Below are 18223 nucleotides of genomic sequence, written 5' to 3'. Positions count from 1 at the left end.
TTGAGCATAGTGTATCCATGAATCTTTTCACCGTTGACTAAAATTGCCACCTCAGAACTTGCCTTACTCACATCAATCCCAAATACTGTACGCATGATATTACCTCTTTTGTCTTGAATAATTCCGTATTTTAGTGATTTTATTTTCAATACGCGACGTCTAGCGCCAAAGAGCCCTACGACTTTACAAGACACCTCTACTTTAACATAAAGAAAAAGTAGTGAGTACTCTCTCCCGTCGGAGATTTTCTCACTACTAATCTTAGTATGTTTGTCAACTGTAGTGAGTTGATGAAAAGCTAGAGTTCCACAACTGGGAATATCTAGCTTTTTTGTGGCTGAGAATTATTTTGTCGCAGACTCTTTTTAATTTTATAGGTAGAACTATCGGGCTATACAGAAAAAGCTTGATAAGTTTTATGAAACTAAGTATACTAGAAGGTAACAAGCGTTTTCAGACGGTATATTAGGGAGTATACTTAGAAATTGAGAGGGAGATATGAGAATAAGAAAATTTCGCTTATTAATGTCCAAGTATGGCTTTAGTATTGCGATTATCCTGATAGAATTATTTCTTGTTTTCGGAATTATTCTTTACATGAGTCAGATTGCTCCGATTATTTGGGTGATTCTTGTATTTTTGATCAGCGTAGCAACCGTTATAGCGATTGTCAATCGTTCGATGTCACCTGAAAGCAAAGTGACTTGGTTGATTGTGACCTTTGTCCCAGTGTTTGGCCCACTGCTTTATCTCATGTTCGGTGAGAGAAGACTATCAAAAAAAGAAATGAAACAGCTGAGGGAACTACGCTCCATTACTAACCATGAAAAGAGTGAGTTTGCTCTTCATCAAGGGTTAAAGGATAGAGATAAGTCTGCTTATGGGATTATCAATGCCTTGCTACATATGGATAGCAATGCAGAGGTATACGAGCAGACAGATTCTCAATTTTTCTCTACTGGAGAGGCTATGTGGAGACAAATCTTAGAGGATTTGAAAAAGGCTGAGAAATTTATCTTCCTGGAATACTACATTGTCGAAGAAGGCTTGATGTGGGACAGCATGCTTGAGATTCTCGAAGAAAAAGTTGCTCAGGGTGTTGAAGTTAAGATGCTCTACGACGATATCGGCTGCATGGTGACATTGCCAGGTGATTATACTGTGCATCTCCGATCTCGGGGAATTGAGGCTCATAAGTTTAATAAGGTAATTCCTCGTATGACAGTGGCCTATAATAACCGAGATCACCGCAAAATTTTGGTTATTGATGGGCAGATTGCCTATACTGGTGGCGTCAATCTTGCGGATGAGTATATCAACCAGATTGAACGTTTTGGCTATTGGAAAGATAGCGGCCTTCGTATAGACGGCCCAGCTGTTCAGGCTTTTACAAGACTATTTCTCATGAACTGGTACATCAACCGTGGTGAAATCAGTGACTTTGATCAGTATCATTTGGAAAATCAAACGCGGTCTGGAGTAGGTTTGTGCATTCCTTATGGAAGTGGTCCCAAGCCTATCTACCAGATGAAGGTAGGGAAAATAGTTTATCAAAATCTCATCAATCAAGCGACAGACTTTGTCTATATTACCACACCTTACTTGATTATTGATTATGATTTGACGGAAGATATTAAAAATGCAGCCATGCGAGGGGTGGATGTGCGAATTGTCACTCCCTTTGTACCAGACAAGGAGCTTATTCAACTGATAACACGAGGAGCCTATCCGGATCTTTTGTCTGCTGGTGTCCGTATTTATGAGTATACTCCTGGTTTTATCCATAGTAAGCAGATGATTGTTGATGATCGATACGCAGTTGTTGGAACCATAAATCTAGATTATCGTAGCTTGGTTCATCACTATGAAAATGCGGTTTTGTTGTACGAAACACCATCGATTGCAGATATTCGTAAGGACTTTGAAGAGATTTTTGAAGTATCGCAGGAAGTATTCCCAGGGACGATCAATCCTACCTGGTATCAAACATTAATCAAGGAAGTGACCCAGTTGTTTGCGCCAATGCTTTAATTGAAAGAGCTAGTTCATCTGTATAATTAGAGAAAGAGAAGGTTTGCCGTCTCTTTTTCTGTAAGCAGTTTCCTTGACATCTTGTTTGTTTTGCGTTATCATATGTCCATATAATATATGGGAGTCTGTGTACAGTCTGAGAGGAAGTGTTAAACTTCGACCGCACCTGATCTGGGTAATGCCAGCGTAGGGAACGAATACTTGGCCTAATTTTGCACCTTTTTCATATATGAAAGAGGTTTTTCTTTTTTTATAAAGAAAAACTGTAACTTAGAAGGAGGTTTTAATGAAAGCAAGCATTGCTTTACAAGTCTTACCCCTGTCACAAGGGATTGACCGCATAGCCCTTATTGATCAAGTTATTGCTTATCTGCAGGCTCAAGGAGTGTCCATGGTGGTGACACCTTTTGAAACAGTCCTAGAAGGAAACTTTGAGGAACTGATGCGTATTCTCAAAGAAGCTTTAGAAGTGGCAGGTCAAGGGGCAGATAATGTTTTTGCCAATGTGAAAATAAATGTAGGAGAGATTTTAAGTATTGATGAGAAACTTGAAAAGTATCATGAGACGGCATATTAGTCTGCTAGGATTTTTGGGTGTCTTATCTCTTTGGCAGTTAGCGGGTTTGTTAAAACTCCTACCAAAGTTTATCTTGCCGACACCACTTGAAATCCTTCAGTCTTTTGTTCGTGACAGAGAATTTCTTTGGTACCATAGTTGGGCGACGTTAAAGGTTGCCTTGTTAGGTCTGATATTGGGAGTCTTGATAGCCTGTATCATGGCCGTCCTTATGGATAGTCTGGGATGGTTAAATGACCTGATTTACCCAATGATGGTGGTTGTCCAGACCATTCCAACCATTGCCATAGCACCTATCCTAGTTTTATGGCTGGGTTATGGAATCTTGCCCAAGATTGTCTTGATTATCTTGACGACAACCTTTCCTATCATCGTCAGCATTTTGGATGGTTTTAGGCATTGTGACAAGGACATGCTGACCTTATTTAGTCTGATGTGCGCCAATCCTTGGCAAATCCTTTGGCATTTTAAAATCCCTGTCAGCCTGCCCTACTTTTATGCAGGACTGAGGGTGAGTGTCTCCTACGCCTTTATCACAACAGTGGTATCTGAGTGGTTGGGAGGCTTTGAAGGACTTGGTGTCTACATGATTCAGTCTAAAAAACTGTTTCAGTATGATACCATGTTTGCCATTATTATTCTGGTATCGCTGATCAGCCTTTTGGGTATGAAGTTGGTTGATATTAGTGAAAAATATGTGATTAAATGGAAACGTACTTAAAATAGAGCGTTTTGGAAAAAGAAAAGAGGAAATAAAAATGAAGAAAACATGGAAAGTGTTTTTAACGATTGTAACAGCTCTTGTGGCTGTCGTGCTTGTGGCTTGTGGCCAAGGAACTGCTTCTAAGGATAACAAAGAAGCAGAACTCAAAAAAATTGACTTTATCCTAGACTGGACACCAAATACCAACCATACAGGGCTTTATGTAGCCAAGGAAAAAGGTTATTTTAAGGAAGCTGGAGTGGACGTGGACTTGAAATTGCCACCAGAAGAAAGCTCATCTGATTTAGTTATCAACGGTAAGGCACCGTTTGCTATCTACTTCCAAGACTATATGGCTAAGAAATTGGAAAAAGGGGCAGGCATTACTGCCGTTGCAGCGATTGTAGAGCACAACACATCAGGGATTATCTCTCGTAAGTCTGACAATATCAATAGTCCAAAAGACTTGGTTGGCAAGAAATACGGAACCTGGAATGACCCAACTGAGCTTGCTATGCTGAAAACCTTGGTAGAATCTCAGGGTGGAGACTTTGAGAAGGTTGAAAAAGTACCAAACAACGACTCAAACTCTATCACACCGATTGCCAATGGCGTTTTTGATGCTGCTTGGATTTATTATGGTTGGGATGGAATTCTTGCCAAATCTCAAGGAGTGGATGCCAACTTTATGTATTTGAAAGACTATGTAAAAGAGTTTGACTACTACTCACCAGTTATCATCGCTAACAACGACTATCTGAAAGACAACAAGGAAGAAGCTCGCAAAGTTATCCAAGCCATCAAAAAAGGCTACCAATACGCTATGGAGCACCCAGAAGAAGCTGCAGATATCCTCATCAAAAATGCACCTGAACTCAAAGATAAACGTGACTTTGTCATCGAATCTCAGAAATACTTGTCAAAAGAATATGCAAGCGACAAGGAAAAATGGGGACAGTTTGATGCTGACCGTTGGAATGCCTTCTACAAATGGGATAAGGAAAATGGAATCCTCAAGGAAGACTTGACTGACAAAGGTTTCACTAATGAATTTGTAAAATAATGACAGAAATTAGACTAGAACACGTAAGCTATGCCTACGATGATGAGAAGATTTTAGAAGATATTAACCTACAAGTGACTTCAGGTGAAGTGGTTTCTATCCTAGGGCCCAGTGGTGTAGGAAAGACCACTCTCTTTAACCTGATTGCAGGGATTTTAGAAGTCCAGTCGGGGCGAATCATTCTTGACGGTGAGGAAAATCCCAAGGGGCGCGTGAGCTATATGCTACAAAAGGATCTGCTCTTGGAACACAAGACGGTGCTAGGAAATATCATCCTGCCTCTCTTGATCCAAAAGGTGGATAAGGCAGAAGCTATTGCCAAAGCGGATGAAATCCTTGCAACCTTCCAGTTGACGGCTGTACGGGACAAGTATCCTCATGAGCTTAGTGGCGGGATGCGCCAGCGTGTGGCCTTACTTCGCACTTACCTATTTGGGCACAAGCTCTTTCTTTTAGATGAGGCCTTTAGTGCCTTGGATGAGATGACCAAAATGGAACTTCATGCCTGGTATTTGGAGATTCATAAACAGCTAGGCCTGACGACACTCATCATTACGCATAGTATCGAGGAGGCCCTTAACCTTAGCAATCGTATCTATATCTTGAAAAATCGCCCTGGGCAGATTGTTTCAGAAATTGAACTAGATTGGTCTGAAGACGAGGACAAGGAAGTCCAAAAGATTGCCTACAAACGTCAAATCTTGGCAGAATTAGGCTTAGATAAGTAGAAAGATAGGGAGTTGGTGAGGATTATTCATTACCAGCCCCTTTTTCTTTTAAAAATGAAAAAATTTCGGTATAATAGTCAAAGATAGTCAAGGTTTAAAGAGAGGTGGGTTTGTTATGAGACTTAAAAATACATCAGATCATATTGAGGCCTACATCAAGGCAATTTTAGATCAATCTGGTATTGTGGAGTTGCAACGGAGTCAGTTGGCAGATACTTTCCAGGTTGTTCCTAGTCAGATTAACTATGTGATTAAGACTCGTTTTACAGAAAGCAGGGGATACTTGGTTGAAAGTAAGCGTGGTGGTGGTGGCTACATTCGTATAGGACGGATCGAATTCTCAAACCACCATGAAATGCTCCGCGATTTACTGTATTCGGTAGGTGAAGAAGTTAGCCTAGCTATCTTTGAAGATGTTTTAAGACTCTTGTTTGAACAGGATTTAGTGACTCGTCAGGAGATGAATCTATTGCTAGCGATGGCGACAGACCGAGTTTTAGGTGAGGATGCCAATCTTATCCGTGCCAATATGCTCCGACAGTTATTACAAGAGGTAGATAGAAAAGGAAAATAGAACTAAATGAAATATTCAAAAGCATTGAAAGAATGTATAGAAAGTGCCTTTCTGGTCGCCAGTCATTTTGGGGCAGAATACCTAGAGTCTTGGCACCTATTGACTGCTATGGCCAATCATGGTTACAGTGTAGCTGGGGCGACTTTGAACGAATTTCCATATGAGATTGATCGTTTGGAGGAAGTTGCTGTAGAGCTGACGGAAACAAAGTATAGCGATAAGGAAAATTATCAGGAGTTGCCTTTTTCACACCGTTTGAAGGTATTGTTGTTGGAAGCAGAGCATGTAGCTTCTGTTGTGCATGCCAAGGTTTTAGGAACAGAGCACGTGCTTTATGCTATCTTACATGATGGCAATGCCTTGGCTACTCGTATTCTAGAAAAAGCGGGATTTTCTTACGAAGATCAGAAGGATCAGGTCAAGATTGCTGGACTTCGTCGTAGTCTTGAAGCGCGTGCTGGTTGGACTAGAGATGATTTGAAGGCCCTTCGTCAACGCCATCGTACGGTAGCGGACAAGCAAAATTCTATGGCTAATATGATGGGCATGCCTCAGACACCAAGTGGAGGTTTGGAAGATTATACGCATGATCTTACAGAGCAAGCTCGCTCAGGTAAATTGGAACCAGTCATCGGGCGTGACCAAGAAATCTCTCGTATGATTCAAATCTTGAGCCGTAAGACAAAAAATAATCCAGTCCTAGTTGGAGATGCAGGTGTCGGTAAAACAGCTCTAGCACTTGGTCTTGCGCAACGTATTGCCAACGGGGATGTACCTGATGAAATGGCTAAGATGCGAGTTTTAGAGCTTGATTTGATGAATGTGGTTGCGGGAACTCGTTTCCGTGGAGACTTTGAAGAACGTATGAACAATATCATCAAAGATATCGAGGAAGATGGCAAGGTCATCCTCTTTATCGATGAGCTTCATACCATTATGGGTTCAGGAAGTGGGATTGATTCGACCTTGGATGCAGCCAATATCCTGAAACCTGCCTTGGCACGTGGAACTCTGAGAACTGTCGGTGCGACTACTCAGGAAGAGTATCAAAAGCACATCGAAAAAGACGCAGCCCTTTCTCGTCGTTTTGCTAAAGTGATGATTGAGGAGCCAAGTTTAGCAGATAGTATGGCTATTTTGCAGGGCTTGAAAGCAACTTATGAGAAACACCACCATGTCCAAATTACAGACGATGCAGTCGAAACAGCTGTCAAAATGGCACATCGTTATTTGACGAGTCGTCATTTGCCAGACTCAGCAATCGATCTTTTGGATGAAGCGGCAGCAACAGTGCAAAATAAATCGAAACACGCTAAACAAGAAGAGTCAGGTTTAACACCAGCTGATAAGGCCTTGATGGATGGAAAATGGAAGCAAGCAGCTCAGCTCATTGCAAAAGAGCAGGAAGTACCTGTTTATAAAGATGTAGTAGAAGAATCTGATATTTTGACCACCTTGAGTCGCTTATCAGGAATTCCTGTGCAAAAATTAACCCAAACGGATGCCAAGAAGTATCTCAACCTTGAAGCTGAACTGCATAAACGTGTGATCGGACAGGAACAGGCTGTATCTAGTATCAGTCGTGCTATTCGCCGTAACCAATCTGGTATTCGTAGTCATAAACGTCCAATCGGATCCTTTATGTTCCTAGGACCAACAGGTGTTGGTAAGACCGAATTGGCCAAGGCCTTGGCAGAAGTCCTCTTTGATGACGAATCAGCCCTTATCCGTTTTGACATGAGTGAGTATATGGAGAAATTCGCAGCCAGCCGTCTCAACGGAGCTCCTCCAGGTTATGTAGGCTACGAAGAAGGCGGAGAGTTGACCGAGAAGGTTCGCAATAAACCGTACTCAGTACTGCTCTTTGACGAAGTAGAAAAGGCGCACCCAGACATCTTTAATGTACTCTTACAAGTCTTGGATGATGGTGTCTTGACAGATAGTAAAGGTCGCAAGGTTGACTTCTCAAACACCATTATTATCATGACGTCAAACCTTGGTGCAACAGCCCTTCGTGATGATAAAACAGTCGGCTTTGGAGCTAAGGACATTCGTTTTGATCAAGAAAATATGGAAAAACGTATGTTTGAGGAACTGAAAAAGGCTTATCGTCCAGAGTTTATCAATCGTATTGATGAGAAGGTAGTCTTCCATAGCTTGTCAAGTCAAGATATGCAAGAAGTAGTTAAGATTATGGTTAAACCATTGATTGCAAGCCTAGCAGAAAAAGGAATTGACTTGAAACTCCAAGCATCTGCCCTAAAACTTCTAGCTCAGCAAGGCTATGATCCAGAGATGGGGGCTCGTCCACTTCGTAGAACTTTGCAAACGGAAGTAGAAGACAAGCTAGCAGAGCTTCTCCTTAAAGGTGAATTGGAAGCTGGCAAGACTCTGAAGATTGGTGTTAAAGCTGGTCAATTAAAATTTGAGATTGTTTAAAAATGTGAGGTTGGAACAGATTGTTTCAGCCTCTTTTTTGAAAAGTTGTTGCCCAAATAGCTACTTGGATTGTGCATTTATTTTAAGGATTTCAAAACAGAATTCTCCTGATCAAGTTTTGTATATCAAGTGAAAAAATCTTATCATGCAGCAACGTTTTTATAAAAAATAATAAAAAAGTCTTGACAAACACAGGAAAACGGACTATAATATAAAAAGTTATAAAAAGGTTGAACAGATATGAAAAAGAGTATAGCGGTGGTTTTTGGCACCTTTGCTCCCTTACATCAAGGGCATATTGATTTAATCCAAAGAGCAAAACGTCAATGTGATGCTGTATGGGTGGTAGTTTCAGGTTATAAGGGAGATCGTGGTGAACAGGTAGGGCTTACACTACAAAAGAGATTTCGCTATATTCGTGAAGCTTTTCGAGATGATGAGTTGACCTCTGTTTGTAAACTTGACGAAAGCAATATTCCACGCTATCCAATGGGCTGGCAGGAGTGGTTGGATCAGATGTTGCAGGCCATTTCCTATGACCAGACTGGTGAGGAACTAATCTTTTTTGTAGGAGAGTCCGAATACCAACAAGAATTGTCAGAACGTGGTTTCGAGACTGTTCTACAGGAAAGAAAATTTGGAATTTCAGCTAGCATGATTCGTGAAAATCCAAGCAAATATTGGAAATACATCGCTCAACCTTTCCGCCGTCAGTTTACGAAAAAAGTGTTGATTATGGGAAGTGCTAGTAATGGTAAAACAACTCTAGCCAAGGATTTAGCTCGCTTTTATGATGCGCCAGTCAGTCTGGAGTATGCTCGTGAGTATCAGATAAAAAATAATGTCCGAGATGATGAGCTTACCCCAAAAGATTATTATTACCTTCTTTTGGGCCAATATGACCAAACTTCCAAGTTAATCGATAGCAATGCCAATCGAGGCCTAGTCATTGCAGATACCAACTCACTAGTAACCAAGGGCTACTACGATTACTACATGGAAAGCGAAGAGCAGGAGGACTTATCCGGAGAGACCTTTGATAATCTCTTTGTTTCCATCTTAGCCAAGGAAAAGTGGGATTTAATCCTCTTTGTGCAACCTGTTGGCTCTTATGTCAATGATGGTTTTCGCGACATGACCATGGCAGAAGACCATATCCGTCACAGTTTTTCTCAGCATTTGGATATGATGAGGGAGCAATATCTAGCCAATATCCCTCATGTTTATCTAGCTGATGACTATCTAGGAAATTATGAAGCAGCAAAAGTAGCTATTGATGCCATTTACCAAGCAGATTAGGAGAAGAAAATGAAAAAAATAACTGAAAAAATTACTCGATTTATCGCAAACTTTAAAAATGTTCACGCAGAAGCTCGTAAAATTGGTTTTGCAGGAGTTATGCGTTTGCTTTGGAAAGACCTCTTTGTGGGACGCAGTCTTTTCCAGTGGCTCTATTTGATTGCTTTATCAAGTGTCCCTCTTATTCTGGAGTTTACACAAAACACGGAAAGTCATGATTGGGTTGGTCTTTTGGCCTCTTGGACAGGGATTGTCTGCGTTATCTTGGTTGCAGAAGGTCGAGCTAGTAACTACCTTTTTGGAGCTATTAACTCTGCTATCTACTTGGTATTGGCTATGGATGCCACTTTCTATGGTGAAGTATTGACTACAGTTTATTTCTTTGTCATGCAGCCTATTGGTCTCTATACTTGGTTGTCTAATCGTATCAATGAACAAGGAAAACCAGAGGAGTCTCACTTTGAAGCTAAGAAACTTGGCCTGATTGATTGGCTCAAATATTTGGCTTTGACTGCTATCATCTGGATTGGCATGGGCTTTGCCTACCAAAGTATCCATAGCGCTCGTCCTTTCCGTGACAGTGTTACCGATGCGACCAATGGTGTTGGTCAGCTCTTGATGACACGTCTTTACCGTGAGCAATGGATTTTCTGGATTGCTACCAATCTCTTTAGTATTTACCTCTGGTGGGGTGAAAATATCCATATCCAAGGTATGTACTGGGTTTATACCATCAATAGTTTAGTCGGTTGGTACCAATGGACAAAAGCTGTCAAGGAGGGATAAGATGACTGAAAGGATAATCCCGGATGGAATGACAGAAAGAGAATATTTTGAAATTCATGCGACTGAGAAGGAATTTTTAGACTGGTACTGCAAACAGGATCTTCCTCAGTATGAAAAACCGAGCGTGACGGTGGATATGGTAGCTTATTGCTTTGTGGAAGGGAAAATCAAACTCTTGCTAATTCGTCGCAAGGCCCATCCTTATCAAAACTGTTTGGCTTTGGTCGGTGGTTTTATGGATAAGAGCGAAGATGCAAGGCATGCTTGTCAGCGTGAAGTGAGAGAGGAGGTTAATCTTGACCTTCCTTTGGAAAAAATCGAACAGTTGATGACAGTGTCTACCCCAGGTCGTGATCCGCGGGGCTGGACGGTTACTATCGCCCACTTGGTGTATCTACCTAGCAGAGCACTCGATCTCGTTCAAGCTGGAGATGATGCCAAGGATGTGGTTTTTGTCGATGTCGATTTTCAGACGGGCAAGTGCTTCCTAGAGGGACTAGAGCTGGGGGAGCAAGCCTTCGCCTTTGACCATTATGCCATTATTCAAGAATCCATCAAACGAATCCAAGGCCGTCTCGATTGGAACCCAACCTTCCTTTATCTGTTGGAGGAGGAATTCACTGTCTATGAAGGAACCGAATTAGTCAATCTCATCAACCCAGGACGACCAATCGTCAGCAATAACTTTCTTGTAAAATACGGAGAATATGTAGAAGAAGTTGGGCTCAAACGAGTTCCTAAAAAGAAACCAAGAAAAACCTATCGATTGAAATAAAAAGCTTTGGGACAGAAATCGATAGATCAAGTCTTGATTTCCTAGTCTCAGTCCTGAGAAGTTTCAACAAATCCGATGACTGGTTGAGCTTGAGAGTAGAGAAAATAAAGTTTGTATCAAAAGACAATTCAACTATCGTGTCAAAGGTTTATTAGTCATAAAAAAGCGAGGTCGGGATTCTTCCCGGCCTCTTTTTGTTGTTATTTTTTGTTTAAGGATGTTTATCTTTTTTAGGATTACTCATAAAACGAATGAATAAATCTTTGTATTTATATTTTAAATAGGTTTCGTGTAAATACAATAAAGCCACGTAGACAATCATGAAAATGGCAGTTAGGTAGAACAAATCAAATGTTGTTTGAGCGTAATGAGTAGCTGCCCCATAAGAAACGAAAGCATCTAAAATCACCCAAGGAAGATACTTGTAATATTTGCTTAACATAAGTCTACACCTCCAATATCTATTTCAATTTTATTATAGCACTTTAAGAAAAAAATGCAAACGATTACAATTACAAAATATAGTATTCTCGTAGGAAAATTTTCCTTTTTTTTTAAATTCTTTGCGAATAAAAGATATAGGAGGGATAAGGAAATAAATGTACTAAAAAATTTTAGATAAATAGTTGACAGATTCAAAAACAAATATTACAATAATGTTACAAAAGTATTTCTTAATATTTCGAAAATGTTACAAAAGGGGCATAAAATGAAAAATAAAACTTCTATCAAATTAATGGCTGCAACTGTACTCGCTTCAACATTACTATTGGGGGCTTGTGGCAATAAGAAAGAGAATACTGCAAGTGATAGTTCTAGCAAGACAACACAAGCATCTTCTAGTTCTAAGGCAAGTTCTTCAAGTAAAGAGAACAAAACTCAGAAGTCCTCAAGTTCAACTTCAACAGAAAAAACTAAGGCAGCTTCTTCTGACCAGTCAGCAACTACTGCTAATCAATCGCAAGCAACACCAGCGCCAGAAACAAGACAGAGCCAAGAAGCTTCTAACCAACAGGCATCTTCGCAAACTCCCTCAAATCAACAAGGTTCTCAAGCACAGACTAGCCAGTCAACTTATGATCCAACTACTGACCGCAAACTTCAAGATAAGCAAGCAGAACACAACAAACGTTACAAGGGTGTTCTAACCATGGTTGATGGAGATTTCTCTGCCGCAGCTGGCAACTGGAAGGGGGCTAATGGCGAGACTATCACTGTTTCATCAGGTGGTCAATTTACAGTAGAATCTGCTGATGGTAAGAAAGAAAACTACTCTATCCAAGGCTATGCCTATACCCTTGATGATGGGAAATATAATGCAAAAATTGGTGGTGGAAAAATCATTCAAATTACAACAGGCGCAGATGGAACTGTATCTAGCGTTGCTTTGATTCAGCCATAGACTTCAGTACAGAAATATAGTAGATTGAATCTAGAACAGTACACCACAACTGCTAAAAATATTTCTAGAAATTAGTTTGACTTTCCTAATCTCTCTGTTCATATCTTATTTCAATCCACTATAATTTGTTTAAAAATAGTTTAGTTAATGAGTACCTACAGCATTTGAAGTTGATAAGACGTCATAAATGAACTCCAGAGATGAGACTAACTTAGGAGTATATGTAATCATGTCTACCTGAACTGACCGTTTTTCACTTAGTTTCTCCGAGAGAAGTGGTATAATGAAAAAATCAAAGGGAAACGAGTGATGAATCAATGACGGATAAATTAATTTTACCTCAAAACACACGGCTCATGGGAGTGTTTCTTGGCTTTATCGGTGGTTCTTTGGATGTATTCTGTCACATCCAGTACCATAGTTTGGTGGCAACACAGACAGGGAATATCCTCCTACTGATATCAGATTGGCACGACTCACAGGTCATCAATACCATGTTGCGATTCTGCTCGATTATATTCTTTTCCCTAGGCTTTCTTTTTGCCTTACACACGAAAGAATATCGCAAAACAGCCTATTGGCGGGTTAAGATGCTGCTTCCCTTATTTATCGGGACCCTTGTTCTGCCCTTCTTTTCCCGCTTTCCTCTATTAGAAGTTCCTTTTATTGCTTTTGGAACAGGCATGATGATGCTAACATTTACGGACAGTTTGATTGAAGATCATCCCTATGTCATTTTTATGATGTCTGGAAATTACCGAAAAATGTTGACTGCTTTGTATCGCATCGTTAGAGGAGAAGGAGATGTTCAAGAATATCGTCGTCAAGCCTTGAACTATGGCATTGTTGTAGGCAGTTTCGTATTGGGTGCTATTAGCTTGGCTGTATCTATGCATTTTCTCCATGAATGGTCTATTTGGATTGTCAGCTTTAATTTGGTTTTGATAATGTCTTACTATATTGCTAGAGTGAAGCAACTCGATTTGCAAGATGAAAATATATAAAAAATGGCAAATCTCAAATTGAGATTTGCCGTTTTTGGTACGATGGCCGTGTCGTACATTCCCCAATACCGGTGAACTCTTGAGCAACTGAATTTGTCCATTAGGGGATGGATAAACTATTTCTCATTGGGAAATATGAAGCGCATAGTCACCGGCATAGATGAGCGCTTGCATACTCACCTATGAGTGATTATCTGAAAGGAATGGAAGAAGAAATCGAGATGAATATGGGGACTATTTAAGCTAGGGGTACCTAAATGGATAGCAGATAAGGTGTCTGGCTGGGGTGAACACTATCAATTAGGGCACAGAGGTCGGTACTTCAACGTGATATATCAAAACCAGTCCTCGAAAACGTGGACTGGTTTCTTACTTGGTTTACTACCTTGAACGACATGTGTTAAAAGTTAGTTGGACCGCCGTATGCCGAACGGCACGTACTGTGGTGTGAGTGGGGTTAGTCTTAGCCACTACTCGATTTTATTTTACCAACTTCTTCATCTCATCAATACGTGCTACAGTCGCGTCGTATTTGGCTTGGTAGTCGGCTTGTTTGTCGCGTTCTTTTTGGACGACTTCTGGTTTGGCATTGGCTACGAAGCGTTCGTTAGAGAGTTTCTTACCAACCATATCCAGTTCTTTTTGCCATTTAGCCAGTTCCTTGTCGAGACGAGCGAGTTCTTCTTCGACATTGAGGAGGTCTGCCAGTGGCAAGTAGATTTCTGCTCCTGTGATGACGCTTGACATAGCGAGTTCAGGTGCAGGGATGTTTGATGCGATTTCCAAGTGTTCTGGATTTGTGAAGCGTTTGATGTAGTTGACATTACTGTTAAAGAAGGCTTCCAAGTCGCTATCGCTTGTCTTAACAAGGATGGTGATTGGCTTGCTTGGAGCAACGTTTACTTCCGCACGCGCATTACGAACTGCACGGATCAAGTCTTTGAGACTTTCCACACCAGTGTGGGCAGCAAGGTCTTCAAAGGCTGGATTAACAGTTGGGTATTCCGCTGTAACGATAGAGCCTTCGGAGATTTGTCCAAAGATTTCCTCTGTCACGAATGGCATGATTGGGTGAAGGAGACGAAGGATTTTGTCCAAAGTGTAAAGGAGAACAGAACGTGTGATGATTTTCTCTTCTTCGTTATCGCTATAAAGGACTTCCTTAGTCAACTCGACATACCAGTCCGCAAACTCGTCCCAGATGAAGTTGTAGAGGATATGACCAGCAACACCAAACTCAAACTTGTCAAAGTTTTCAGTGACTTTTCCGATGGTTTCGTTGAGGTTGTGGAGGATCCAGCGGTCAGTGACATTTCCAGCTTCCTTGTTGACAACTTTTTCGACATTGGCAGTTGCTTGCTCAAGAGTCAAGCCTTCATTGTTCATGAGGATATAGCGAGAGATGTTCCAAATCTTGTTAATGAAGTTCCAAGATGCATCCATTTTTTCGTAAGAGAAGCGCACGTCTTGCCCTGGTGCAGAACCGTTTGAAAGGAACCAACGAAGGGCATCGGCACCGTATTTCTCGATAACATCCATTGGGTCAATCCCGTTTCCGAGAGATTTAGACATCTTGCGTCCTTGCTCGTCACGAATAAGACCGTGGATCAGAACGTTTTGGAATGGCTGACGACCAGTGAATTCCAATGATTGGAAGATCATACGAGACACCCAGAAGAAGATGATGTCGTAACCTGTTACCAAGGTTGAAGTCGGGAAGTAACGTTTGAAGTCTTCTGAGTCGACATCAGGCCAGCCCATGGTTGAGAATGGCCAAAGGGCAGAACTGAACCATGTATCCAAGACGTCTTCGTCTTGAGTCCATCCGTCACCTTCTGGAGCTTCTTCACCGACGTACATTTCACCCTCAGCATTGTACCAAGCAGGGATTTGGTGACCCCACCAGAGCTGACGAGAGATTACCCAGTCGTGGACATTTTCCATCCATTGGAGGAAGGTATCGTTGAAACGAGGTGGGTAGAATTCTACCTTGTCTTCTGTATCTTGGTTGGCAATAGCATTTTTAGCCAATTGGTCCATCTTGACGAACCACTGTGTAGACAAGCGTGGTTCAACCACTACACCTGTACGTTCTGAGTGACCAACACTGTGGACACGTTTTTCGATTTTGACGAGGGCACCGATTTCTTCCAACTTAGCAACGACGGCCTTACGAGCTTCGAAACGATCCATGCCTGCAAATTCGAAGGCCAAGTCATTCATAGTCCCGTCGTCGTTCATGACGTTGACTTGTGGTAAGTTGTGACGTTGACCAACCAAGAAGTCATTTGGATCGTGGGCAGGCGTGATTTTCACGACACCCGTACCAAACTCAGGATCTGCGTGTTCATCACCAACGATTGGTATGAGTTTATTAGCGATTGGAAGGATGACGTTTTTACCAATCAAATCCTTGTAACGTGGGTCTTCTGGATTGACTGCAACCGCAACGTCCCCAAACATGGTCTCCGGGCGAGTGGTCGCAACTTCAAGGACGCGTGAACCGTCTTCTAGCATATAGTTCATGTGGTAGAAGGCACCTTCGACGTCCTTGTGGATAACCTCGATATCGGAAAGGGCTGTGCGAGCTGCTGGGTCCCAGTTGATGATAAACTCACCACGGTAGATCCAGCCTTTTTTGTAAAGGTCCACAAAGACCTTGCGAACGGCTTTTGACAAACCTTCGTCAAGCGTGAAACGCTCACGAGAGTAGTCTACAGAGAGCCCCATCTTGCCCCATTGTTCCTTGATGGTAGTGGCATATTCGTCTTTCCATTCCCAGACTTTCTCGAGGAATTTCTCACGACCAAGGTCGTAACGGCTGATGCCCTCGCCACGCAAGCGCTCCTCAACCTTAGCCTGAGTTGCAATCCCAGCGTGGTCCATACCAGGAAGCCAAAGGGTGTCAAAACCTTGCATCCGTTTTTGACGGATGATGATATCTTGCAAAGTTGTATCCCAAGCGTGACCAAGGTGGAGTTTCCCAGTTACGTTTGGTGGTGGAATCACGATTGAATAAGGCTTAGCCTTTTGATCGCCTGAAGGCTTGAAAACATCTTCGTCAAGCCATTTTTGGTAACGACCAGCCTCAACCTCGGCTGGATTGTATTTAGGTGAAAGTTCTTTAGACATGTGTTTGTCCTTTCTCTATTTTGTTCATTTTATTTTGAATTTGCTTAGCAACTTCTTCTGCAGACAAATTCGTATTATTTATTTTAAAGTAGTGGTGCAACTCATTTAGTTGATGTTGGGAATTTAATTGAAGTGTTTCAGCGGTCTCTAAAATTTCTCTTTCAGATACCTCAATATGCCATTTCAAGGGCTTGTGCTTCAACCGGTTCTCCGTTCGATTTCGATGTAAACGCTCTTCAAGACTTGTTTCCAACTCAACAAACAGAATCTCTTGATGAAAGTTATCCAATAAATCCTGAATTTGCTTTAAATACATCAGCTGGTACTGATTTGAAAAATCAATTACGTCAGTTAAAATTACTGATCGCTGATTTCTTGCACTTGCTCCAAGGAAAGAAAAGGTGATTCCACGAACAAATTCCCACATTTCTTCCGTAAAATCCTGATAGATTTCGAGTGCGAAATCAATTGGTTGATGGTTGAAAAAGAGAGTCGCACCGGTGAGTTTTGAAAGTTCCTGACCAATGGTCATTTTCCCTGAGGCTGGAGCTCCAATGATGAAAACATGCATCAATCCGCCTCCCACTCACTCTTCAGCAAGCCATATATCAGACTGTCACAGCGGTTTCCTTGAGCATCCTTTCTGTCTCGGATGCGAGCTTCGAGGGTAAATCCAAGCTTCTCAGCGACTCGTTGACTTTGGACATTATGGCCAAAACAAGTTAGTTCAATCTTGTGAAGACCCAAATCTTTAAAGCCTAAGTCGATCAAGGCACGCGCTGCTTCTGGCACATAACCGCGACCCCAATAATCCGGGTGTAAGGTATAGCCAATCTCCAGCACATCGTCTTCGTAGCGACGGGGGAAATCGACAGAACCAATGATTGTATCGGTTCCTTTAACGATAATTCCGTAGCCAGCTGGGAGATTATCCTTTTGATTGCGCTCGGGAAGGATATGTTCTAGGTAATAAATCTCATCTTCCAAGGTTTTGACAGGTGGAAACCCTGCTGGGTAAGAGACTTCTGGACGACTGGCATAGCCAAAGATATCCTCAGCATCCGCCACTGTACGTACTCGTAAGACTAGACACTCGGTTTCGATTCGTTCAGGTAATGTTGCTCTTGTCATCCTTCTTCCTCGCTTTCTTGATGAAGCTTCCCATGGGGTCGACTCGGTCATCCAGATAACGGTAAACGCGCTGATGACCATCCCCCATAAAGTAAGTTGGGGCAAAGCGGTCATTTTTAAAATGCCCTTTATCGTCCAAGTGCTCTGGATCAGCCAGTCGCTCGAGAATTTTGGCAAAGATATGGCAGATGCCATCTTCCTCGATAATCCGATCAACCTGGCAATCCAAAACGACTGGACAAGCCTCCAAAATCGGAGCCTGAGTTCGCTCAGAAATCTCGTAGTCAAGTCCCAGGTGTTTCAACTTTTCCCGATGGCTGATGAAGCCAGCCTGTTCCATCTCAAGCATGAGGTTTTCGTCAGGGATGTTGACAGTGAACTGTTGGTAATGCTTAATCTGGTCAGCTGCATTCTCCTCAGCACCAACACCGATGACCAGCCAATCTCCCAGGCTATAAGAGGAACTGCAGGTTGTGATATTGTGCCCAAAGTTCTGGTCCTGATATCCCAAGATGAAGATTGGAAAACCATAGTAGAGTTTACTGGTGTTAAAAGATTGTTTCATGACAACCTCCTTTG

Annotated in this window: 17 protein-coding genes, 1 pseudogene and 1 riboswitch; of the genes and pseudogenes, 13 read left to right on the top strand and 5 right to left on the bottom strand. The window is 41.8% G+C overall.

Going from position 1 to position 18223, the window contains the following annotated elements; all coding sequences use genetic code 11:
* Nucleotides 1-498: 498 nt before the first annotated feature.
* From cls to QM469_RS08680, 10 genes are all read left to right on the top strand, one after another.
* A complete protein-coding gene (gene cls / locus QM469_RS08725) occupies nt 499-2031 on the top strand; it encodes a cardiolipin synthase (protein WP_414276570.1) in 1533 nt (510 codons plus the stop codon).
* A gap of 107 nt (nt 2032-2138) precedes the next feature.
* Nucleotides 2139-2241: riboswitch (TPP riboswitch) on the top strand.
* A gap of 76 nt (nt 2242-2317) precedes the next feature.
* Entirely contained in the window at nt 2318-2608 is a 291-nt protein-coding gene (locus tag QM469_RS08720; RefSeq protein WP_153225251.1) for an MTH1187 family thiamine-binding protein, read from the top strand.
* Nucleotides 2571-3329, top strand: coding sequence for an ABC transporter permease (locus QM469_RS08715; protein WP_414276569.1), 759 nt, complete (start codon nt 2571-2573; stop codon nt 3327-3329). The genes QM469_RS08720 and QM469_RS08715 overlap by 38 nt, the downstream gene beginning before the upstream one ends.
* Before the next feature lie 37 nt (nt 3330-3366).
* Nucleotides 3367-4374 (top strand): ABC transporter substrate-binding protein, encoded by a 1008-nt coding sequence (locus tag QM469_RS08710; protein WP_214262918.1) that lies wholly within the window; start codon nt 3367-3369, stop codon nt 4372-4374.
* Entirely contained in the window at nt 4374-5102 is a 729-nt protein-coding gene (locus tag QM469_RS08705; RefSeq protein ID WP_414276568.1) for an ABC transporter ATP-binding protein, read from the top strand. Before QM469_RS08710 ends, QM469_RS08705 begins: the two co-directional genes overlap by 1 nt.
* A gap of 115 nt (nt 5103-5217) precedes the next feature.
* Nucleotides 5218-5676, top strand: coding sequence for a CtsR family transcriptional regulator (locus tag QM469_RS08700; protein WP_281335641.1), 459 nt, complete (start codon nt 5218-5220; stop codon nt 5674-5676).
* A gap of 6 nt (nt 5677-5682) precedes the next feature.
* A complete protein-coding gene (locus tag QM469_RS08695; RefSeq protein WP_414276567.1) occupies nt 5683-8115 on the top strand; it encodes an ATP-dependent Clp protease ATP-binding subunit in 2433 nt (810 codons plus the stop codon).
* Between the two features lie 240 nt (nt 8116-8355).
* Complete coding sequence (locus QM469_RS08690; RefSeq protein ID WP_414276566.1) at nt 8356-9414, top strand: AAA family ATPase; 1059 nt, start codon at nt 8356-8358, stop codon at nt 9412-9414.
* 9 nt (nt 9415-9423) lie between these two features.
* Nucleotides 9424-10200 carry a nicotinamide riboside transporter PnuC gene (gene pnuC, locus QM469_RS08685; protein WP_414276565.1) on the top strand — a complete coding sequence of 259 codons (777 nt, stop codon included), beginning with the start codon at nt 9424-9426 and terminating at the stop codon, nt 10198-10200.
* Nucleotide 10201: 1 nt separating this feature from the next.
* The gene (locus tag QM469_RS08680) at nt 10202-10975 is read left to right on the top strand and encodes an NUDIX domain-containing protein (protein WP_414276564.1); all 774 of its coding nucleotides are present in this window, start codon (nt 10202-10204) and stop codon (nt 10973-10975) included.
* Between the two features lie 211 nt (nt 10976-11186).
* On the opposite strand, the gene QM469_RS08675 is transcribed toward QM469_RS08680, so the two are convergent.
* Nucleotides 11187-11417, bottom strand: a complete 231-nt coding sequence (locus QM469_RS08675) for a hypothetical protein (protein ID WP_223140446.1) — start codon at nt 11415-11417, stop codon at nt 11187-11189.
* A gap of 267 nt (nt 11418-11684) precedes the next feature.
* On the opposite strand from QM469_RS08675, the gene QM469_RS08670 reads away from it, so the two are divergent.
* The 3 genes and pseudogenes from QM469_RS08670 to QM469_RS08660 form a co-directional block, all read left to right on the top strand.
* A complete protein-coding gene (locus tag QM469_RS08670) occupies nt 11685-12377 on the top strand; it encodes a hypothetical protein (protein WP_414276563.1) in 693 nt (230 codons plus the stop codon).
* A gap of 317 nt (nt 12378-12694) precedes the next feature.
* Nucleotides 12695-13381 (top strand): YoaK family protein, encoded by a 687-nt coding sequence (locus tag QM469_RS08665; RefSeq protein ID WP_414276562.1) that lies wholly within the window; start codon nt 12695-12697, stop codon nt 13379-13381.
* Nucleotides 13382-13459: 78 nt separating this feature from the next.
* Nucleotides 13460-13832, top strand: a pseudogene (locus QM469_RS08660) (group II intron maturase-specific domain-containing protein); the annotation flags it as partial.
* A 29-nt stretch (nt 13833-13861) separates the two neighbouring features.
* On the opposite strand, the gene QM469_RS08655 reads toward QM469_RS08660, so the two are convergent.
* Genes QM469_RS08655 through QM469_RS08640 form a run of 4 tightly spaced genes read right to left on the bottom strand, consistent with a single transcriptional unit; the run spans nt 13862 to nt 18209 of the window.
* On the bottom strand, nt 13862-16513 hold the full coding sequence (locus tag QM469_RS08655) for a valine--tRNA ligase (RefSeq protein WP_414276561.1): 2652 nt from the start codon (nt 16511-16513) through the stop codon (nt 13862-13864).
* Nucleotides 16506-17084, bottom strand: coding sequence for an AAA family ATPase (locus QM469_RS08650; RefSeq protein WP_414276560.1), 579 nt, complete (start codon nt 17082-17084; stop codon nt 16506-16508). The genes QM469_RS08655 and QM469_RS08650 overlap by 8 nt, the downstream gene beginning before the upstream one ends.
* Complete coding sequence (locus QM469_RS08645; RefSeq protein ID WP_414276559.1) at nt 17084-17644, bottom strand: GNAT family N-acetyltransferase; 561 nt, start codon at nt 17642-17644, stop codon at nt 17084-17086. Before QM469_RS08645 ends, QM469_RS08650 begins: the two co-directional genes overlap by 1 nt.
* Nucleotides 17622-18209, bottom strand: coding sequence for a flavin reductase family protein (locus QM469_RS08640; protein WP_414276558.1), 588 nt, complete (start codon nt 18207-18209; stop codon nt 17622-17624). The genes QM469_RS08645 and QM469_RS08640 overlap by 23 nt, the downstream gene beginning before the upstream one ends.
* Nucleotides 18210-18223 lie beyond the last annotated feature (14 nt).

The sequence above is a fragment of the Streptococcus infantis genome, from assembly GCF_047464215.1.
Taxonomy (GTDB): domain Bacteria; phylum Bacillota; class Bacilli; order Lactobacillales; family Streptococcaceae; genus Streptococcus; species Streptococcus infantis_P.
The sequence above is the reverse complement of the archived record's forward strand: the minus strand, read 5'-3'. Positions and strand labels throughout refer to the sequence as shown.